Source organism: Streptomyces sp. NPDC093252 (assembly GCF_040683675.1).
GTDB lineage: Bacteria > Actinomycetota > Actinomycetes > Streptomycetales > Streptomycetaceae > Streptomyces.
Map to the genome: position 1 here is coordinate 322,599 of NZ_JBFBEM010000009.1, position 19,169 is coordinate 341,767.

The 19,169-nt window shown below is 69.8% G+C and carries 14 protein-coding genes, 1 pseudogene and 1 CRISPR repeat array; of the genes and pseudogenes, 2 read left to right on the plus strand and 13 right to left on the minus strand.

Annotated features, from left to right (window positions below):
* Positions 1–109: 109 nt before the first annotated feature.
* Complete coding sequence (locus AB0O01_RS21120) at positions 110–853, minus strand: DUF317 domain-containing protein (protein WP_365315358.1); 744 nt, start codon at positions 851–853, stop codon at positions 110–112.
* Between the two features lie 307 nt (positions 854–1,160).
* Here AB0O01_RS21120 and AB0O01_RS21125 point away from each other — a divergent pair, with 307 nt between their 5' ends.
* A complete protein-coding gene (locus AB0O01_RS21125) occupies positions 1,161–1,718 on the plus strand; it encodes a hypothetical protein (protein ID WP_365315360.1) in 558 nt (185 codons plus the stop codon).
* Positions 1,719–1,725: 7 nt separating this feature from the next.
* On the plus strand, positions 1,726–2,070 hold the full coding sequence (locus AB0O01_RS21130) for a hypothetical protein (protein ID WP_365315361.1): 345 nt from the start codon (positions 1,726–1,728) through the stop codon (positions 2,068–2,070).
* A gap of 139 nt (positions 2,071–2,209) precedes the next feature.
* Positions 2,210–4,192: direct repeats of the CRISPR family, unit length 29 nt; unit sequence GGGCTCAGCCCCGCACACGCGGGGAGCGG.
* Between the two features lie 435 nt (positions 4,193–4,627).
* Here AB0O01_RS21130 and cas2e read toward each other — a convergent pair.
* The 12 genes and pseudogenes from cas2e to AB0O01_RS21190 all read right to left on the minus strand — a co-directional run bounded on the left by cas2e (position 4,628) and on the right by AB0O01_RS21190 (position 19,085).
* Positions 4,628–4,984: a type I-E CRISPR-associated endoribonuclease Cas2e gene (gene cas2e, locus AB0O01_RS21135; protein ID WP_365315363.1), complete on the minus strand. Its 357-nt coding sequence runs from the start codon at positions 4,982–4,984 to the stop codon at positions 4,628–4,630.
* Positions 4,981–5,979: a type I-E CRISPR-associated endonuclease Cas1e gene (gene cas1e, locus AB0O01_RS21140; protein WP_365315365.1), complete on the minus strand. Its 999-nt coding sequence runs from the start codon at positions 5,977–5,979 to the stop codon at positions 4,981–4,983. The genes cas2e and cas1e overlap by 4 nt, the downstream gene beginning before the upstream one ends.
* A 3-nt stretch (positions 5,980–5,982) precedes the next feature.
* Positions 5,983–6,687, minus strand: a complete 705-nt coding sequence (cas6e, locus tag AB0O01_RS21145; RefSeq protein WP_365315366.1) for a type I-E CRISPR-associated protein Cas6/Cse3/CasE — start codon at positions 6,685–6,687, stop codon at positions 5,983–5,985.
* Between the two features lie 102 nt (positions 6,688–6,789).
* A complete protein-coding gene (gene cas5e / locus AB0O01_RS21150; protein ID WP_365315367.1) occupies positions 6,790–7,536 on the minus strand; it encodes a type I-E CRISPR-associated protein Cas5/CasD in 747 nt (248 codons plus the stop codon).
* Positions 7,533–8,780: a type I-E CRISPR-associated protein Cas7/Cse4/CasC gene (gene cas7e / locus AB0O01_RS21155; RefSeq protein ID WP_365315369.1), complete on the minus strand. Its 1,248-nt coding sequence runs from the start codon at positions 8,778–8,780 to the stop codon at positions 7,533–7,535. Before cas7e ends, cas5e begins: the two co-directional genes overlap by 4 nt.
* Positions 8,777–9,529, minus strand: a complete 753-nt coding sequence (gene casB / locus AB0O01_RS21160) for a type I-E CRISPR-associated protein Cse2/CasB (RefSeq protein WP_365315370.1) — start codon at positions 9,527–9,529, stop codon at positions 8,777–8,779. Before casB ends, cas7e begins: the two co-directional genes overlap by 4 nt.
* Positions 9,530–9,590: 61 nt before the next feature.
* Positions 9,591–14,354 carry a type I-E CRISPR-associated protein Cse1/CasA gene (casA, locus tag AB0O01_RS21165; protein WP_365315372.1) on the minus strand — a complete coding sequence of 1,588 codons (4,764 nt, stop codon included), beginning with the start codon at positions 14,352–14,354 and terminating at the stop codon, positions 9,591–9,593.
* Between the two features lie 1,805 nt (positions 14,355–16,159).
* On the minus strand, positions 16,160–16,483 hold the full coding sequence (locus AB0O01_RS21170; protein WP_365315373.1) for a hypothetical protein: 324 nt from the start codon (positions 16,481–16,483) through the stop codon (positions 16,160–16,162).
* Complete coding sequence (locus AB0O01_RS21175) at positions 16,480–17,697, minus strand: Shedu anti-phage system protein SduA domain-containing protein (protein WP_365315375.1); 1,218 nt, start codon at positions 17,695–17,697, stop codon at positions 16,480–16,482. The genes AB0O01_RS21170 and AB0O01_RS21175 overlap by 4 nt, the downstream gene beginning before the upstream one ends.
* 271 nt (positions 17,698–17,968) lie before the next feature.
* Complete coding sequence (locus AB0O01_RS21180) at positions 17,969–18,202, minus strand: hypothetical protein (protein ID WP_365315377.1); 234 nt, start codon at positions 18,200–18,202, stop codon at positions 17,969–17,971.
* A 321-nt stretch (positions 18,203–18,523) separates the two neighbouring features.
* Positions 18,524–18,741, minus strand: a pseudogene (locus AB0O01_RS21185) (conjugal transfer protein TraS); the annotation flags it as partial.
* Entirely contained in the window at positions 18,741–19,085 is a 345-nt protein-coding gene (locus tag AB0O01_RS21190; RefSeq protein ID WP_365315378.1) for a hypothetical protein, read from the minus strand. The gene AB0O01_RS21190 and the pseudogene AB0O01_RS21185, both read right to left, overlap by 1 nt.
* Positions 19,086–19,169 lie beyond the last annotated feature (84 nt).

Consider the following 19,169-nt stretch of genomic DNA (forward strand, 5'->3'; position numbering starts at 1 on the left):
GTACCGACGCCGGACACTCACCCCGGACCACTCCGCCTACGCCCGCGCCATCGTCCACTCTCGCATGGGGGGGATCCGCTCTCCGCGCGTCGCTTACAGAACGTCATTGCTACGTACGGCGGACGACGGTGAGTCTGCCCTCAGTGCCCTCGGGCAGCCTGCGACGCGGTACAGGAACCGGCGAGGCGAGTGAGGTCGCGAACGCGGCAACGAGAGCGTGCGGAGCGCTGGGGCTGAACGAGGCGCACCACAGGTAGGGGTCACCGACGACCGGTTCGGCCCATGCCTGCCAGCCCAGCGGACCCGGGCGGGGGTCGCTGTCCTGAATGAGTGCTGGTACAGCCCCCAAAGAGACGCTGGTGGAGAAGCCGGGGTCCGAGGCGGTGGTGGAGGGGTGGTCCAGGTCCCGCATCCACCCCTGTGCGGTGAGCGCGACGAGGACGGAGTCCGGCACCGTCCTCACCACGTCACCGGCGAGGGTGGCAGTGGCGGTGATGAGATCGGCCAATGCCTCCTGAGGGGTTCCGGGAGTGAAGTAGGCGTTCCATTCGGTCATCGCGGACGCGGTGTGTGATCGGGCGCTCAACTGCCATGCGACTCGTAGTCCACCGAGTACGAAGGGATGGGCGGCGAGAATCCACTCGACACCGTGCAGTCCGTCGGGGCTGAGGTACAGGAGAGTGTCGCGGGCCGTGGGCCACATGTTCCAGCCGAGCGCGGTGAGAGTGTCGCCGACGGCCTGACAGAGCGAGTCGTCGTCGCCAGCCAGATGGCGTGGTGAGACCCAGTAGACGGGGTACGGGGAGCCAGGTCCGTCAGGATTGCCGGAGAGCTGATATGATGGCAGAGGCACCTCCAGGTAAAGGGCGTGGCCAAGATCGGCTCCGCGCCCCAAAGGTTTCGAAGGTCGTCTACGTTGACATGCCGCGTCAGCGGTATTCCAGCCGGTTCGAGATCCGGGCCGGCCGCCGGGCGGATCGCCGCTTGGACGTAGGCCGGGACGGCGCGTACGCAGCGTCGGGGGCCCGCCACGGTGTCGCCTTCGCCCGCCGGGCGGCCACCGCCGGTCCGCGGGAGTTCGGGAAGCTGAACGACCCGGTGTGGCTGCGGGCCCGGTTCACCGCCGTGCACGGCACGAAGGGCATCCGGGAGGGCGTCGTATGGACCGCCCGCTGGACGAACCCGAGACGGTTCCGCTGGTGCTCATCGAGCCGTACGCGTTCCGGCTCGGCGGCCACCACCAGCGCACCCTGCTGGCCCTGGCCCGGGCCGTCCCGGGCACGGTGGTGATCGCCCCGCACGGCATCGCCCGCCCCACGGCCACCACACTGCGCCGCGCGCCTGTGACGGTGGTGGCCGGCGCCACCGTTGTGCGTGCACGGCTCCTGCTGCGGGCGGCAGGTCCGCTGTCGAGGCAGTCCTGGGCCGGGCAGAAGCTGCTCCGTATGGGCCGGTGGCCGGACGCCGTGCGGCGCTGGCCCCATCAGATCACCCTCCTCGCCCGGTGCCTGGTCGAAGCATCCGCTCTGCGCACCGCCCGCCACAGGGCCCCAGGCACACGGGCAGGGGCGGTGACGGTGGTGGTCCTGAGCGCGAGCGAGGGCCTGCGCGGCACGGCTGCCCTCCTGGGCGCAGGCGCATCTGCGGTTCGTCCACGAGGTCGTCACCACCGAGGACCTGCCGCTGCGGCTTCTGGGACGGCTCGCCCGGAAAGGTGAGCGGCGGGTGACGGCCGTGTGCCCGACCACCGCGGTCCGCGACCAGGTCGCCCGCAGGTTCCCGCAGCTCGCCACGCAGGTGCGGGTGTTCACGGTCGCTGACGGGCTGCGCCTGAGTCAGGGCGAACGTCACGGCGGCCGGGCCGCCTTCTCCATCCCGGAAGCCGAGGCCGCGGTCTCCATGGTCGGGGGCTGGTGGCCGCACAAGGACATCGCCGTCATCGGCCGGGCCCTGGCCCGTCTCACCGAACCACTGCACGTCAGCGTCACCAGCCACCCCGTACACGACACGGTCCTGGCCCGCTGGCAGGCACTGCCCCACGTCCGCCTCCACGTCGAGCCCGGCCGGTGAGCGAACCCGTACTGCGCCTGGTGTATGCCGCAGCGGACGCCGTGGTGGTGGCCCGCCGTCCGGGGGTGGGTAAGGAACCCGGGCTGGTGACGGACGCTGCCCGCTACGGCGTACCCCTGATCGTCCCCGAGTTGGATCGGGGCTCAGCCCCGCACACGCGGGGAGCGGCCCATGTTCAGGATCTGCCGGAGCAGGCCCTTGGGCTCAGCCCGGCACACGCGGGGAGCGGTTCGACGTGCGCCCGGCCGCCCCGGTGATGCTGGGCTCAGCCCCGCACACGCGGGGAGCGGTCGGCCGTGGCCTGCTCGATCGTCTTAGCCGTGGGCTCAGCCCCGCACACGCGGGGAGCGGGACGACGCCGCCGCGCGCCATGAGGCTGAGTGGGGCTCAGCCCCGCACACGCGGGGAGCGGGCGGGGGGGGGAGGGTCAGAGGGTGAAGGTGACGGGCTCAGCCCCGCACACGCGGGGAGCGGTCCGCTCCACCCACTTCCGGGCGTAACGGTCCGGGCTCAGCCCCGCACACGCGGGGAGCGGCGGATGATCCGAGCGAACGCGTGACGCTCGTCGGGCTCAGCCCCGCACACGCGGGGAGCGGATGAATTCGGGATATGGTCGCTCGCGAGTCGGGGGCTCAGCCCCGCACACGCGGGGAGCGGGACCCGGCCGTGTATCCCCAGCGGAAGGGGGTGGGCTCAGCCCCGCACACGCGGGGAGCGGTGCGCGACCGACTCCTCCGACGGGTCGAACGCGGGCTCAGCCCCGCACACGCGGGGAGCGGTCGTTCACCAGGGTCCGGATGATCGTCTCGGCGGGCTCAGCCCCGCACACGCGGGGAGCGGTCCTGCCCGCCCGACGGCATCGTGTTCGAACCGGGCTCAGCCCCGCACACGCGGGGAGCGGCAGGGTCGTCATGGTCTTGTCCTTGCCGGACGGGGCTCAGCCCCGCACACGCGGGGAGCGGTCACGATGTACAGGCTGGACGGCGACCACCGCGGGCTCAGCCCCGCACACGCGGGGAGCGGAATGAAAGGGGAGAGCCCCGGCCGACGGCGGTGGGCTCAGCCCCGCACACGCGGGGAGCGGGGGGAACTCCCGGTCGATCGCCGCAGCGATGTAGGCTCAGCCCCGCACACGCGGGGAGCGGAACCTGTCCCCGGGCAGGCGACGAGGGCAGTCGGGCTCAGCCCCGCACACGCGGGGAGCGGTGCGTGGCCCCTCCGAGGCCGACGTTCAGGCCGGGCTCAGCCCCGCACACGCGGGGAGCGGGGGTTCTCCTGGCTGTTGACCGGCTTGTCGTTGGGCTCAGCCCCGCACACGCGGGGAGCGGACCATCATCTGTGCCGAATGCAACGCCAATCCGGGCTCAGCCCCGCACACGCGGGGAGCGGTGACCACCGCCCCGGCCCTGCTCGCTCCTCTTGGGCTCAGCCCCGCACACGCGGGGAGCGGGTCTGCCCGGCCACATGTCAGATCTGGAACTCGGGCTCAGCCCCGCACACGCGGGGAGCGGCGGGGCCGGCTGGTCGTCGGGGGGCGCCTCCGGGGCTCAGCCCCGCACACGCGGGGAGCGGGAAGTCGCGCTACTCCATACCTCGGTCGACTGGGGCTCAGCCCCGCACACGCGGGGAGCGGAGACCTACGCGGATCGCGAGCTTCACGCCCGGGGGCTCAGCCCCGCACACGCGGGGAGCGGTAGGAGCGGCGGCGGCCGGTGCGCCGGGAGGTTGGCTCAGCCCCGCACACGCGGGGAGCGGGCTGCACGTTGACCCGCGTGAGGTTCGTGATGGGGGCTCAGCCCCGCACACGCGGGGAGCGGCCCGGCCAGCAGTAGCCGTGATCATCTGTCCTGGGCTCAGCCCCGCACACGCGGGGAGCGGCCTGTAATGCGTTCCCATTGGCGGACGTCGTAGGGCTCAGCCCCGCACACGCGGGGAGCGGCGGGTCCCGACCGATCGCCGGTATGAAGCGCGGGGCTCAGCCCCGCACACGCGGGGAGCGGTGGGCCCATGGGCCTGTGACGTCACGAAGTCTGGGCTCAGCCCCGCACACGCGGGGAGCGGCGTGTCCGCATCCTTGCCGATCAGGTCGATCAGGGCTCAGCCCCGCACACGCGGGGAGCGGACTCCGTGAGCTGCACTTTTATCAAGGGGCAAGGCTTGTTTCAGCAAGGATGAGAGAAACGGGCATAGCGGGAAAACCGCACCCCGATCGGCCAGGCAAGTCTCCGCACCAAAGAGTACGGGCTGACAGCGAGTGGTTCCCGGAGTGAGGCTGCCGAAGCGGTCTCTGGCTCGCAGGCGTTGCTCCTCCTCTGGTATGGGAACTCTGCCTCGGAGGGCAGGGAGAAGCTGCGCAGGCACCAGGCGACTGTTCGTGGCACGTCGACAGGCGGCCAGATACGGGCGGCCCCGTTCAGCCGTCCGCACTACCCGGCATGAGACCACCGTGGCCTACACACCGCAGGTCGGCAGCCCGGCTCTGCCGGAGCCGCAGCATGTGGTGCTCTCTTCGGGCCCTGCGGCTCTCGGTTCGGGCTCTCGTCGGCGGGACCGGAGGCTACGGCGCCCGGTTGCCGAAGCGGCGGCGCTTAGACGCCTTGCTCCAGCCTGATGGAGGAGACGAGGAGGGCATGCGCGGGCGGTCGGAAGGGCGGAAGATGAGAGTGAGACCCTCGTGGTCGACGGGGTGCCATCTGTGGTCGTGGGTACGGAAGGCGTAGCCCTGCTCGGAGTCGGTCGAGTAGGCGAGCAGCGCACGGCCGTTACCGGCGTACTGGCGGACCTCGTCCCACAGGGCGTCGCGAATGCGGGCGGACGGGTTGCCCAGGAAGACGCCGGGGGAGATCTCCAGAAGCCAGCGGGTGAGGAAGCCTCGCAGGCCGACCGGGCAGTGGGTGAGGACGATGACCGTCACCAGATGACGCCGTCCCGTGAGAGGGAGTCCTGTGTCCCGATGTCCCGGGTGGAGGCTGAACCCCTGTCGTCAGCGTAGTTGCGGCCGGCGGTCAGTCCGGTGCCGCGGTCGGACAGGAGGGTGACGTGATCGCCGTCCGGCAGGTCGGCGCCCGGAGGTGCGAAGAGTCCCTGGATGTCGCGCACGCACCGGTTGAGCAGCCCGGCGCTGTTGATGCGGTCGCGCAGCGCTCGGCGGGTCCGGGCTCCGATGTCCTCCGGGCCTTCCGCTGCGACCTCGAAGGCGATCGGAATGCCGATGTCTGTCTTGTAGAAGTCGGCTACGTCAAGGACGAAGGAGAGTTCGTGGCCCGAGTGGACGAAACCGAGTCCCGGGCTGCAGCCCAGCGCCGCGACCACGGCCTGGGCGATCCCGTACATGCACTGCGCGGCGGCGGTGACGGCTTGGTTCGGGGCGTCACCGGAGCTGAAGTCGCCGGGGGTGAACCGGCGGCCGTGCCAGGGCACCCCGGTACGGGCGGCCTGCTCTGCGTAGCAGCGTTTGACCCGGTCGCCCTCACGGCCGAGGAGTTGGCGGCGGGTGCATGATGCCGGGTCCTCGTCGGGGAAGCGGAGCCGGTACATGGACCGGGCGACGTCGAGCCGGGTCCGCTGGTTCGCCCAGGCGACGGCCTGGGCCTCCACGAGTGCGGCGGAGCGGCTGAGCGCCCGGCCGCCGGCGTAGAAACGTACGCCGTTCTCGCCGACCCACACCACCACGGCGCCGCTCTCGCCCAGAACCGCCATGGCCTGGTGGGTGATCCGGGTTCCCGGGCCGAGCAGCAGCGTGCCGATCGTCGCCGAGGGGATGTGGCGTACACCCTCCGAGTCCTCGGCCGTGATGGCGTTGGCGTCGCGATGCACCACGCAGCGTTCGAGGTAGACGAAGGACAAGCGGTCACCGACGCGGGTGAGCTGTCGAGGGCCGGAAGCGGGGCGTCGGCCGATCGTGGTCACCGGCTACTCCGCGGGGGCCAGGGTCATGAGTCCGCAGCCGTACGCCTTGGCCTTGCCGAGGCCGGAGGTGAGGGTGCGGCGAAACGCCTCGGGATCGAGGACGCGGAGGCGGCCGTCGAAGGTGACGCGGGTCAGGGAGACCTTGTGCGCCCGCTCGTCGGACTCGTTCCGCTTGCGGAAGGCTAGGTCCCTGCGGTCGTGGACGACGACCTCGTGCCAGGCCCCGTCAAGGCCGTCCGGGCGGGGCTCGGGGCGTTCCACGACGGCGAAGCCCGCGTCCGTCTGCCGTTTGAGCAGCCAGTCGAGCTGATGGCGCGGGGTGACATGGGGGGTGCGTTTCGTCGGTTCGGTGGCGTGCCGGCGGATGCTGTGCACGGGGTTCGCGGTGAGCCGGAAGGCCCAGGTGTCGTCGGTAGCGATCCGGGCGAGGAAGGGGGCGTACGGTTTCGTCTGCCAGGCGCCCGTGGTCGGCCAGCCTGCCTGCTCCACCAGGTGGGTGAGGTCCGGACGGTCGGGGCTGACGACGTAGAGCACCACTTCGCTGCGGGAGTGCTGGTCCAGGCGCCACAGCACCCGGGGGCCGTCGCCCTGGTGGTCGGGCCGCTCGGCGAAGGAGGCCATGACCGCGGCGTGCAGGCTCTGCGGTGAGTTGAGCAGCCGACGGGCGCCGACGCGGGCGGTGTTGAGACGGAATCGCGTCAGGAACATGGTCGGTCTTCCTTCAGTTCCTCAGTACTTCGGTCCATCGGTCCATCAGTCCTTCGATCCTTGGTGTGGTGTGGTGCGGCCCCTGCCAGGGCCGTCTGGGCTTCACCGGTCGTCCAGCAGCTCCATCGGGTCGTGTTTCGGCGGTACGAAGCTCTGGGCGCGGGTCGTGCTCAGCGGATTGGGGACGGTGACCGCGGTCGAGCGGACGCCGCGCAGACCGTACTGGCGGTGGCGCGGGTCGAAACTGAGGGGCTGGTCCCGGATCGCGTCGCCGGGTCCGTCACCGGCGACGAGGTCGGCGATCACTTCGAGTTCGATCCGTCGCTCGCGGACCCGTCGGCGCTGGACCGTGGAGGACGCCTGCCAGGGCTCGGTCCTCAGTGTTCGCAGCAGGTCGCCGCGGGAGGCGCCGCGGTGCAGGCGCAGATCGATCGGCCGGGACGGCGGGCAGGAGCGGCGGCCGAGGAAGGGGAGGAACACCGGGGTCCGGACGGCCGCGTAGAGGGAACTGAGCAAGGCTTCGTCGCCTTCCACGGCAGCTACGAAGACGGCGTCGGAGAGGTAGAAGCGTTCGGAGACCGGCATGGACTTGCCCGTGTCGGCGTGCTGCGCGGTCTGGTAGTCGCGCACCCGGGTGCCGGGCTGGTCGAGCCGGACGGCGAAGGTGAGCGCAGCGAGGTCGGAGATGTCCGCGTCGCGCTCACGGCCCTGAGCCGCGGCGAGCAGTCCGAGTACTCCGCTCTTGGTGGGTGCACGCTCCGTCGCACGGCGTGTGAAGCGGGACGATGCGCCCCAGGACTGGAGCGGGCCCGCGAGGCGCAGTGTCAGGACGCCGGTGCGTTCGCTCATGCGGGACGGTCCTGGTTCTGGGGGGGATGTGGTTGGTCTGTGGTCTGAGGCGTGCGGTCCGTCAGTCGGGCGGTGACCGCGTCGCCCACTGCGTCGAGCAGACCGCCGATGGTGACCTCGGTGCCGAGGGCCAGCAGCGGCTCGGTGGCCGTTCCTGCCCTGAGTACCCAGCTCGGATCGCCGGTGACCTCGTACGCCTTCTCGATGTCGGAGATATGGGCGAGCAGTTGGGCGCAGGCGCCGCGCAGATGGCCGCCGGAGCCCAGGGGCGTGAGAACGGGCTCCTCGAAGGCGGCGACGAAGCTGATGGGCCGTGCGGAGCGGAGGGTGACGATCACGGCCTCGGGGAGGGTGTGATTGCCGAAGGTGTTGATCTTTCCGGTGGGCATGGACGCGATGAAGCCCCGCAGGAAGGCGCTGACCGCCCTGCGTACCGGCTCGTGCGGGGGCTGGTCGGAGCGCCGGCCGTCGCCGAGGTTGTCGCGCAGCCGGTCCACGTCGAGAGCCGCGTAGCGGTAGAGAGTCGCGGAGTTGAAGTCGACGGTGCCGATCATGCCCGCGCCGGACTCCTCCTCCTTCTCGTTCTTGTCGTCCACCGCGGTGTAGTAGTCGGACTCGTTCTCGACCTGGTGGACGCTGATGGCGTGCGCGACCTGGGCTGCCGCCTCGACGTTGAAGTCGGCGGAGTCGGCGACCATCCGGCCGAACAGGGCGATGTCCACCGAGTGCCGGGTGTCGGCGATCCGTCGGGCCCTCTCCCTGTTCTCCTTGGCCTTCAGGAACGCCTTGATGTCAGCGGCGCCCTCGACTGCAAGGCGGGCCAGGCCGTCGAACTGGCGCGAGCTGAGGAACATCAGGTACGAGGACTCTGGCGCGGGCTCCGGATCGCCGTTGCGCTTCGCGCTCTCGGCCTTCCTGCGGGGAACCTCGATCTTGGAGCCGGTCGCGGCGTGGAGCGTCTCGGCGGCCAGTTCCAGGGCCTTGCCGCCGTCCAGCGAGGCTTCCGCCGCGGTGATCCGCTCGGCCAGCAGCTCGGCCACCCGGCGGGTGCGGAAGCCGAGTTCGTCCGGGTCGAGGAGGTCCTCGAACGCTCGTCGGGTCGCCCTCTTCCATGCCTGGCTGGAGACGCGGGCGCGTCGGACACCACCGTAGACCGCGGTCTTCGGGGTGCCGGTGTCGTCGCGGTTGAGGTTGCTCGGCGGCACCGTCTGAAGTACGTGCACGTCGATGATGGTGCGGCTCACGGGGTGTCGTCCTCCGGGAGGGTCGGGTGGGGGAGCTGTGGGTCGTCGGTGTCGGGGGCGATGGCGGGCCCATTCGGTTCCGCTGTCGGTGATGGGCCGTTGCCCGGCGCCGATGGGTGGACGGCGAGGTAGGAACGGCCCCAGGAGCGGCGTACCGACGGGGGTCCGCCGGGGGACTGCCAGGTGTGGAGCTGATCGGCGAGCAGGCCGTAGTCGAGCGGAACGGCCTCGCGGCGCAGCAGGAGGACGAGTTCGCGCAGCCGCCCGGCGAGCACCACGGGTGTGGCCGCCGTACCCGCCCGGACGAAACGCTTGCGCGTGGGCTCGTCGATGTCGGACCCGGGGGCCAGGCGCCGCACAGCCGCGCCGAGTTCGGGGCCGGGCCTGCGGTGCATCCGCACGGTGTGATGGGCTTGCTGGTGCAACGACCACAGGGTGACGGCCGCGTGCGCCGCCTCCTCGGCCCGGAGCATGGCCTCCTCGGTCAACTCCCGCCGCTCGTACTGCTCGTAAAGGGGCTCGGTGCCGATGAGACCCCAGAGGTCGGCGACCTCACCGGCCGGTCGGCCGATGCCGCGTCGCAGTCGGGCCAGGGCGCCGACGGCGTCGCTGCGGTGATCCAGGTAGCCCCGTTGCAGGTACGTGACGCGTTGGTGGACGGCTCTGCCGACCGGACCGAGCGGTACCTGCCGCGGGGCGGGCGTCGCGGGGTCGGGCGGGACGGGAGAGGCGGAAGCGACGAGGGTCATACCGGTGACTCCGCGGGAAGGGGGCGGTCGGGTGGGGTGGCGTGGGGTCGGTGGGCCGTCGTCATTCGTGGCCAGTAGTTGGAGTGGGAGCCGGTGGGCCGTCGTCGTGGGTGGCCAGGAGTTCGCGGAGCCGGGTGCGGAAGCGGAGGTCGGCCGCGGCGTCGTTCAGCCATCGCGTAGCGCCCCGGGCCGGTACGACGCGGCCTTCCCAGGCGGTCGGTCCGGCGTCGTCCAGCAGACCGGCTCCCAGGTTTCCGATGATGCGGTGCACCTCCCTCTTCCAGCGGTCCCGGTGCTCCTCCGGGTCGGCTGCGTCCCCCAAGTGCCGCAGCCAGCGGCGGTAGTGGGTGTCAAGGGTGCCGAACGCCTGGTCTCGGACGGTGTTCCGGCGGGGTTCGGGGTCGAGCCCGGAAGCCTGGGCGAGGTCGACGGCGAGGTCGGCGAGCGCGGTGACGGCCTGCTCCGCGTCGTGCAGCGCGTCCACGGCCTTCTCCCCGTACCGCCGGTCGTCCCGGTGCAGGAGCACCACGGGCATCAGGACCCCGTCATCCACCACCTCGTCGATCACCGACTGCTGGGTGCCGTAGCGTGCGCCGATGACACGGGTGCGGATCAGATGGCCGCGCTGGAGGAATCCCTCGGTGGTCAGCCGGGCGATCCACTCCACGATGCCGGGCCGCAGGCGCCGGGCTCCGTCGGGGCCCTGCCCCGTCCCCGGCTCCCGGCCGGCCAGCAGGCCCTCCATCCCGCGCCAGGCCATGAGCGACGGTTCGTGCTCCTTCGGCAGATAGACGAGCGCTTCCCCGCGCTTCTTCTCCTGCGCCGGACTGCGTCGCCAGCCGGTCATCGGTTCGCGCGGGTGTTTGTTGTGCGGTTCGAGGCGGTCGCCGTACGCGAGCACCACGCCGTGCACGCCCTCGGCGTCATGGTGCAGCCGGATGCGACGCGACTGCCAGGTGTAGAGGTCGCGCAGTCCGTAGGGGCGCCGGGCGAGGTCCGGGTCCTCGGCCGGTCCGCACGGCTCGGCGCGCCAGGTCGGCCGGTCGGCCTCGTCCGCGTGCAGGCCGGTGGTGTCGGCGGCCATCAGATTGAGCAGCAGCGTCTCGTGGAGGTTGTCCCCTTCGATGAGGACGCCGCCCAGGTTGCCCGCCCACGCCACGCCCTGCGGGTAGCCCTTGCCGGCCTTCACCCGGGGGTCGCCCACCGCGCCGGATTTGATGCCCGACGGGTCGAATGCCTGGGCATGCACCAGCCAGCGTGCCGCCTCCGCGAACCCGAGCCGGCCGACACCGGGCCTGCGCATGCTGAAGAACGGCTCCCCGTTGGGTACGTCGCCCACGATGCGGTTGAGGGAGAAGACCTCGTCCTTGGCCGTGCGCAACGCGGCGACCTGGAAGAACGGATGCTCGGGGTGCATCAGGTCGAAGCGGTCGCGGTGCCGATGCAGATAGTCGGCCACGGGACCGGCGTACGGCGTCTCGGACAGCCACAGTTCCTCCCACGCGTCGGTGTCGGAGGGCGCCGCGCCCTTCCCGGCACCGGCGAGGGCGTCGTGCAGGATCGCCAGGAGCAGCCGTGTCAGGGCGAAGTCCTGGGTAGGCAGATCGCCGAGGAGCCGGCGGATGTCGCGCGCCTGGTCGAACACCTCCACCAGGGACAGCTCGCGCTGCGAGCCGTTGTCGAGCTGTACGGGCAACCAGGGGCGGTGGGTGAGGTCGAAGGACGGCACCGAAGGCAGCGATCTCCTCTCCTCTCTGATTGCCTTCCCGACGTCCTCCCCGTTCTCCGTGCTGTTCTCCGTGCTGTTCTCCGTCCTGGCCTGCGCCTCGATCCCCTTACCGTCCGCCTTGCCCGGTCCCTCGCGGGTCACCAGCAAGCCGTCGTCCGGGTCGTAGGTCAGATGCCACCCCGCCAGACTGGTCCGGCCGTCCTCGTCGAGTGCGAGGATCAACTCCCCGGCGAGCCAGTGGCTCTCCTTCTCCTGCCAGGCCGGGATGCACAGCTCCTCCAGCTCGGCGAGGGCCCGGCATTCGGTGTCAGGGAAGGAGAAGTGGTAGGGCAGCCGCAGTCCGCTCGCGGCAGCGGCACGGGCGGCGCGCGCGGACGGTACGGCGTCGGTGGGCAGTTCGAGACCGCCGAGCCCCCTGTCGAGCCACGGCAGGGTGCACAGGGTGCCGTCGCTCCGGCGCATCACGACCAGGACCTCCAGGCTCTCCCGGCTGTCCCGGACCTGAGCCCGTCCGGCCCTGCTGTCATCCGCGTCCCCGACCCCCGCGCCGATCCAGCCGATGAGAGGCCGGCCGGCCTTGCGCACCTCGTCCAGCCGGAAGACCTCCGCCTTCTGTCGCTGCCCGGCACGGGCGTCGTCGTGGCCGGCCCGCGCGGGGGCGACGGTCCGCTCCCAGTGCGGCGGGCAGGGCTCGTCGTCCCCGTACGCCCGCTGGACGAGCGGGCTGATGTCCTCCGGGAGCCGTACCGGTCGGCCCGGTTCCCCGTTCTCCCCGAGGTGTGGGGCGAGGACAGCCAGGGTCCGCAGCAGGGGGTACGGACCGTAGACCGTGCGCGAGCCCTTGACGGGCGTGGGGGCGGGTTCCGTCCGCCAGTCGACTCCGGTCACCAGGCAGCGGGGCTGCCGCAGGCGTGGCGGGCGTTCGCGAGGGTGGCGGTGCAGTCGTCCCATGCGCTGGAGCAGCAGGTCGACGGGGCACAGGTCGGTGACCAGGAGGTCGAAATCGACGTCCAGGGACTGCTCGGCCACCTGGCTCGCGACCACGATGTGGGTGCCCCGGGGACGGTGTCGTGATGTGCCGTCGCGACCCGGTGGCCCGAATCGGTCGAGCAGGGAGGCGTCCTTGCGGGCCCGGTCGACATCGACGAAACGGGCGTGCGCGACGGTGACGTGCTCGGCGCCGAACCTCGCCCTGAGTGCGGCGGCCGTGTCGGTCACCCGGTCAACCGTATTCCGTACGACCAACGCGCATCCGCCGTCAGTCAGATCCTGTACCAGACGATCCGCCAGTACGGTGTCGTCGTCCGCCAGACGCTCCACCACCACGTCCGTCCGGCGTCCGGAGGCAGCGGGCGAGACCGTCACCGGCTCCGTGCCATGAGTGACGGCGGTCAGGAGTGGGTACTCCTGGACACCGCCGGGCGCATCGGCGCTCGCTCCCGTGTACGCCTCCGCCAGTTCCTGCCGCCGGCCTGCCGGAAGTGTCGCCGACAGCACCACGACGGGAACGCGGTACGACCCCAGCCACGACAGCACCCGGTCGAGATAGGTGTTCATGTAGGCGTCGTAGGCGTGCACCTCGTCGATGACGACGACCTTGCCCGCCATGGCCAGGTGCCGCAGCGCAAGGTGCCTGCTCTTGAGACCGGTCATCAGCAACTGGTCGATCGTCCCGACGGCGAAGGAGGCGAGCAGCCCCTTCTTGCGTCCCCGCAGCCACTGGTGCGCGACGAGTTCGGCGGAGGCGGCTTGGGCGGCGCCCGCGGGGCGTTCGTCGTCGCCGTACGCGTCCACGGCGGCGATCGTCCGGCGGCTGTCGCGCATCAGGGCGGCGTAGTCGTCCTGGAGCGCTGCCTTCGCGTGGGCGAGGAGGACCGAATGCTGCTGCGGCGGGATGTCCGGCGCTGTCGGCGAGGTGACGGGCGGGGTGCCGCCCGGGGTGACCGATGGGACGGCCGGTGTCACGCTCGGGCCGGTGAGCAGCAGCCGGTCGAGCCAGTGCAGCAGCCTCGGGAACATGGCGTTGCTGGTCGCCATCGTCGGCAGGGCCACGTAGCAGCCGCCCGCTCCCGATCGTGCCGCGAACACCTCCGCCACCGCGAGGGCGGCCTCGGTCTTTCCCTCCCCCATGGGGGCCTCGATGATCAGCATCCCGGGCTGAGCCATGTTCCGGGCTAGGGCGAGGGCCTGCTTCTGCACCGGCCGGACCACGGCACCGGGCGGCAGCTCGAAGCGCGCGGCGAACAGTTCTGCCGCGGGTGCGGTCGGCTCCGCCGGTGCCCACGGTGAGGGCAGGCGCAGTCCCTGCCACGCCGCGGACACCCGCTCGGCGTCGCTGCGGGGACGCTCCTCGGGGAAGTACGGGAACAGATCCGAGTTGCTGGCGATCCAGTCGCACACGATGACGACCGCGGTCAGCAGCACCTGGACCGGCTGCGGCAGTCTCACTCCGCGCCAGTGGGCGAGCCTGTCCTCGACCTCGAAGGCGCGGGCGCACGCGTCCAGCAGTTCGTTCTGCACCCGCTGCCAGACGGCCGCCGCCGGTCCCGGGGTCCGCAGCAGTTCGGGATGCGCGTCGAGATTGTGGAGCTGCACGTGATCCGGAGGTACGCCGTGATGACCGCCGGCCACCACGGCGAACTGCGCGGAGGCGCGGCGGGTCCAGCCGTGCCGTTCCTCCAGCCACTCCTGAAGAAGAAACTGTCCGGCCAGCCCGTGCGGGGCCATCCGGCGGTCGTCGCCGAACTGCTTGCGGGTACGCATGCCGAGACCGGCACCGCTCATCGCATGTGCCAGATCATCTACTTGGCAGGCGAAGGCGGGGGTGGCTTTGCCGATGTCGTGGGTTCCCGCGAGCCATACGCACAGCCGCCGCCCGTCGCATTCGCCCTCGGGGAGCGGGTCTCCGATCAACTCCTTTACGTTGCGCGGAATCCAGTGGTCCCACAGCAGCCCGGCGACAGCGGCACTGTCCCCCATATGCCGCCACAAGGGAAGCCACTTCTCGGTGTCCCGGTCGTGCTTGGCCCAGACGGTGCGGGCCGCGCCGACCACAAGGCCACCTAGGTTTTCGGGCTGGTTCTCTCCGTCACGCACGGCAGTTATTCAACAGGAACAAGAGTGTTCGACAGACTCGATGTGAAGTGATCGATCGATATTTATCCATCTCAATCAATTTCTGTCATGATGCGAAAGCGGGTCGAACTCTTCGCGGTCGCCGGGGCAGTGCGCCTTGACGCCGTGCGGTAGATCACGGTTGGTTGTCACGCTCGCGATCTGAGCCATGCGGCGGTTGCGGCGATGCCGTGGAGTCTCGGAACGGGTTGCCGGCCCGCTCGACCATGATCAAGGCGCTCCATGGTGGCAGCACAGTTCCGGGGGAATCTGCGTAAGATGCCACGGCGTATTGCTTCCCGCACTTGCGGGACACTTCGCCCGGGCGGGAATCCATGCATGCCGTCAAGAGATGACGAGTGCGGATGATGGCGCGGTGCGAAAATTGGGTTTATCGTTCCGGATATCTCCGGATGTCCCCTTGGGAAGCGTCACGTGACATCCGACGTGACATCCGCTCCCCGCGCCTGCGGGGATTACGTTCCCATTCCCTGCAATCCTTCCCCTTCAGGAACTTGGGAAGCGTTATGTGTTCCTAGGCGTTTCGCCTCACTTGTCACCCGCGCAGTGCGGTACGGTCGCTCTGCGCAAGAGCAGGTCGCCGCTCATCCCCGGACCGCACCCCTGTGCGACAGGAGCATCGAATGGGAAATGAAAATACGAGTTTCACTGAAGGTGTGTTCTTCGCGGGAAATGGGAGGCCTCCAGGAGATGCCGTACGCCGAACGGGAACCCGTAGTCGGATTCCCCATGTGCTGAGCCGTCCCGCCTATCTCCTGGTCTGCGCGGCAGCCATCCCTTTCGGCATCGTCGTCAGCTTCACGCTCATCGCGGTCGTGGCAATTGGCCGCGCTGATTCGGCTGCGATCCCTGACGTGCTACGAGCGATCGCCGCGTTGGCGGGCGTCCTGCTAAGGCACCCTGCGGAGTAGGTTGCAAGGACTGGCCTGTGACCTCCCGCCACAACCAGTGCCAGGGGCTCGATGCCGAGAGGCAGGCTCCGCCCGAGTCTGCGCAGGCGTAAAGGAGTTCCCGGGCTGGAGTCCGACCGGGCCCACTGCGACACCGTGCCCCCGGGGCACGCGTTCTGGCCTCTCGGCTTCTTCCCATGTGCCCGTAGCGTGCCCATAGGGGCGGGCAGCCACGGTGAGTGGTGGTGTCGTCCGGACCTTGCGACCATCCGAGCAGCGCCGTCCGCGCACGTCTGAGCGATGCAGCTCGCAAAGCGCCGTTGCTTCCCAAGCTGAGAGCGCGAGTTCGATTCTCGTCACCCGCTTTTCTGAAATACCCAGGTCAGCGGCCTGAGGCTTGTTTTTGATGAGCCGTCGCTGCGTTTGGCGGGCCTTCCGCCGTCAACGATTGGGCACACGGAGGGCACGAGTTTGTTGAGGCGGGCAGTCGCCCGCATCGCAGCACGGCGCTGACCCGCTCTTTGACGTGGCTGAGCGAGAGGTTCGCATGATCCGAGTCCTCAGCCCGCCGTTCCACAACACCGGACACCCCCCACACCGGACCCCGTCGTGGGCGGATGCGAATCTTCTTGCGGCCTCCCGCCCGCTTCGTTTGTCGGCCTCATGGCGGCTGCAGCTACGACACTGACGGCCCCACGCCGTTCGGCGCAGCGTGACTGAGCTTTCCGACGTGATCTGCGATGCCGTACGCGCGGACGACGGCCGCCCTGGTCACGGACCACCAAGTCACGGACGGCAGAGCGGGACTCATGTGCCGGGGCCTCACCGCCTCCCCGTGCCCAGGCCCGTCCGTTGAGGCCTCAGCACGGTACGTGGTCAGGTCCGCCCCTGCCGTAGATGACGGGACGCGGCGAGGCAGGAGGACAGCCATGTCGCCTCCTCGTGGTTGATGATCAGGTCCGCAACGGTGATCATCCCGTCCATCGGGCCGTCGAGCCGAATCGAGTGGTCCCCGACGAGGAACATCTCCCAGTCCGTGTCGCTGTGCCAGAGCCGAGCGGTCTTCTCGCCCCGACGCTGGGCGAACACGAGTTCCTCCCCGTACTCGTTCATGAAGTATCCAACGTAGTCCTTGTCGGTGATCTCACCGCCGCACAAGCGGGCCAGGAGCGGTTCGATCTCGGGTCGTGGGTCGGTCATGCGGCGGACTCCTCGTCCTGGTCGGGGTCTGCGTCCTGCCGTACCGACGACAGGGCCAGCATGCGGGAGGCTGAATCCAGCAGGGTCTCGTATGTGATCACTTCTATGCGTGCCTGGTGCGTGTTGTAGGTTCTCAGCGTCTCCGCGATCTCCTGGGAGGTGATGTTCCCCATCACATACCGCGGGTGTCCGATCACGATCGTTGCCGACGCCCGGCGGGTGTCGACTCCGTGCTCGGCCAGGATGCTCGGACGGTTCTCGTCCATGATCCGGAGGTAGTTCTGCGCCTGGGAAACCGCGTGGTGCGCCGGGGCACCCAGCATCAGGTGACCAGAGCGTCGTATGACCAGGTCCTTGATGTTGGCGCGCTTGAGTTCCACCACGTGCAGGGAGCCGTCGCCACGCAGGAGCGGGATGTCGAGGATGGTGTCCGGGGTGTACTGCCGGCGTGCCAGCTCCGCCACGAAGGCTCCGCCGAAGATCCATTCCTGGTTCTTCAGACAGCCGTGGAGGGCACTCTCGGAGCTGTCCGGGTCCTCCACCGCCGTACGCAGGGCCGCCAGGCCGACCTGTCTGGCCCGTAGTTCGAGCAACTGGGCAAGCACACCGGCGTCGACATCGGCCAGGACGTCGCTCATCATCCGGGCGGCCTCGGCGGAGGCGGGCCGGGGCAGGTTACGGAGGACCATTTCCATATGTCCGTATTCTTGGAGTCGCCTCACCTGCTTGGGGGAGAGCCGGATCTCGCCTTCCCCGTCCCCGAGGCTCAGGTAGTCGACGGACTTGGCGATGCCGCGAAAGAGGTCACGGGCGTCGGCGGCGCTCGCGGCGGGCTTGTCGCGGCACAGGGCGTCCAGGATGGCGACCGCCCTGTCCGCACCCAGCGCGGCCATCCTGCGCATGTGTTCCTCGCTGCGCTCTCGGGCTTCGTCGTCGTAGTAGTTCTCGATGATGTCAAGGAACAGTTCGCCTCCGGCATAGGCGGCGAAGCGCTGGAAGCGCAGAGCGAGTGCGAAGTCTCCTTGGAGGATGGCCTCTTGAGCCACGTCCTCCAAGGCGTTCACCAGCGGCCTGCCCTTGCCGTACGTCCCGCCGTAGCTGCCCATGATGTGCAGCACCGCGTCGACACGTTCCCGGACACGCGCGTCTTCTGTCAGTTCCCGTGCTGCCTTGACCAGTTGCCAGAGGGTGAACCCGGATCGAAATGTCGTCACGCGGACACACTAGGGGCGACCACTGACAACCACGCGGCAGCAGTCTCTTCGCACCCGCCAAGGCGCCGCCCGACCGGATGTCCGACCCAGTCCGGCTCGGTACCACACCCGTCCGAGAACGCACCCTGCCCACCAGTCAGTCATAGGGACAACTCGGTCGCAGTCGCTTCCCAAGTTGGGAGCGCGAGTTCGGCTCTCGTCACCGGTCCGCGCAGAAACCCCAGGCCAGAGACTCAGGCCCCTACAGGCTGGGCCTATCAGCGGTCGAGTGTCAGATTCGTGCCGGAACGCTGATCGTCTGTATCAGCGGTGCCACCATCTGACACAGCCGCAGCAACTTCCAATGCCGACCTGTTTCTGACGCCGCCCTTGCTGCTTCCTGGCGTGCCTTGCGAACGCTGGCGTCGAACGCGGCAGCGACTTCAACGGCTTCCTGCTGTCGGTCGTCGTCGGAGTGCTGGTAGATCAGCGCGGCCTTCTCGGAGAACTGGTCGGCGGACACCATCGTGTCACAGAGGTGGCGCCGGAGCGCATCGACAAGTGGTGTCCGGTGCGACGAAGGTCGTGGAGACGGAAGCCCTCGGGACACCGACGACAGCTCGGACCTTGTGTCTTTCTGGCTGAAGGCACTGCGATGGAAGGGAGCGCGGCCTTCTCACCGAGGAAGACGGGCCTGCCAGGCTCCATGCCTCTGCACAGTTCCATGTGGATGCGAAGCTCCGGGCAGAGGAATACCGGGAAAATGGGCAGTCCGTGTGCCTGGCTCGGGCATGGTGTCACGGGGCACAGCGACCATTCATAAACTCAGGTTCGGTGACGCGTATCGCTTCGAGGCGACGATGCGGAGCCGGGAGGGCGCCACCCAGGCCGCGCGCCTCCATGACGGAGCCGTACGAGGCGAGCAGGCGGGCGGTGGAAATCAGGAGTCCGACCGTCACCCAGTACACAGCCGGGTGCTTGACCCGGGCGTAGGCGGCCCCGCCTACGCCCGGGTACGGCGACGGCAGGACCACCCGCCTCCAGAATCGTCACTATGTCGGTCATCAGGCAGCGGCCGGGAACGCGGCCGGGGTGACGGCGGCGGCGCGGTAGGCGATGCCGTGCCGCTGCTGCCCGTTGAACACCGACTCCCACGGCCGGGCGGCGAGCCCCGGCAAGGAGACCGGAGCCCCGAGAGCGAGCCCCTCGGAAACACCGCTCTCGGGCACGGTGACCTTGATCAGGGACGACTCTCCGTCCTCGATGTAGACGACACCGATCGTCATGAGCGCTTCGCCGCTGACGGCGTCCTTGGCGATCTCGCCCGTCTGCCGGTCGCGGATCTTCGGTTCGGGTGCCTCGGTGAGGAGGATCGTCGCGGCGGAGGTCTCAACGCGGATGGTGCGCAAGGAAGTTTTCCTATCTACTCGTCTAGACAAGATGCGGTCTGCGAACCCGGAGCCCGGGATCACGCGGACCACCTTGCCACACAA

Bases quoted from the DNA above. Each gene is read 5' to 3' on its own strand.
- AB0O01_RS21125 (WP_365315360.1), top strand. From the start codon at position 1,161: ATGGACCGCCCGCTGGACGAACCCGAGACGGTTCCGCTGGTGCTCATC.
- cas6e (WP_365315366.1), bottom strand. From the start codon at position 6,687: ATGTTCCTGACGCGATTCCGTCTCAACACCGCCCGCGTCGGCGCCCGT.
- cas5e (WP_365315367.1), bottom strand. From the start codon at position 7,536: ATGAGCGAACGCACCGGCGTCCTGACACTGCGCCTCGCGGGCCCGCTC.
- casB (WP_365315370.1), bottom strand. From the start codon at position 9,529: ATGACCCTCGTCGCTTCCGCCTCTCCCGTCCCGCCCGACCCCGCGACG.
- AB0O01_RS21170 (WP_365315373.1), bottom strand. From the start codon at position 16,483: ATGACCGACCCACGACCCGAGATCGAACCGCTCCTGGCCCGCTTGTGC.
- AB0O01_RS21180 (WP_365315377.1), bottom strand. From the start codon at position 18,202: ATGGTGTCCGCCGACCAGTTCTCCGAGAAGGCCGCGCTGATCTACCAG.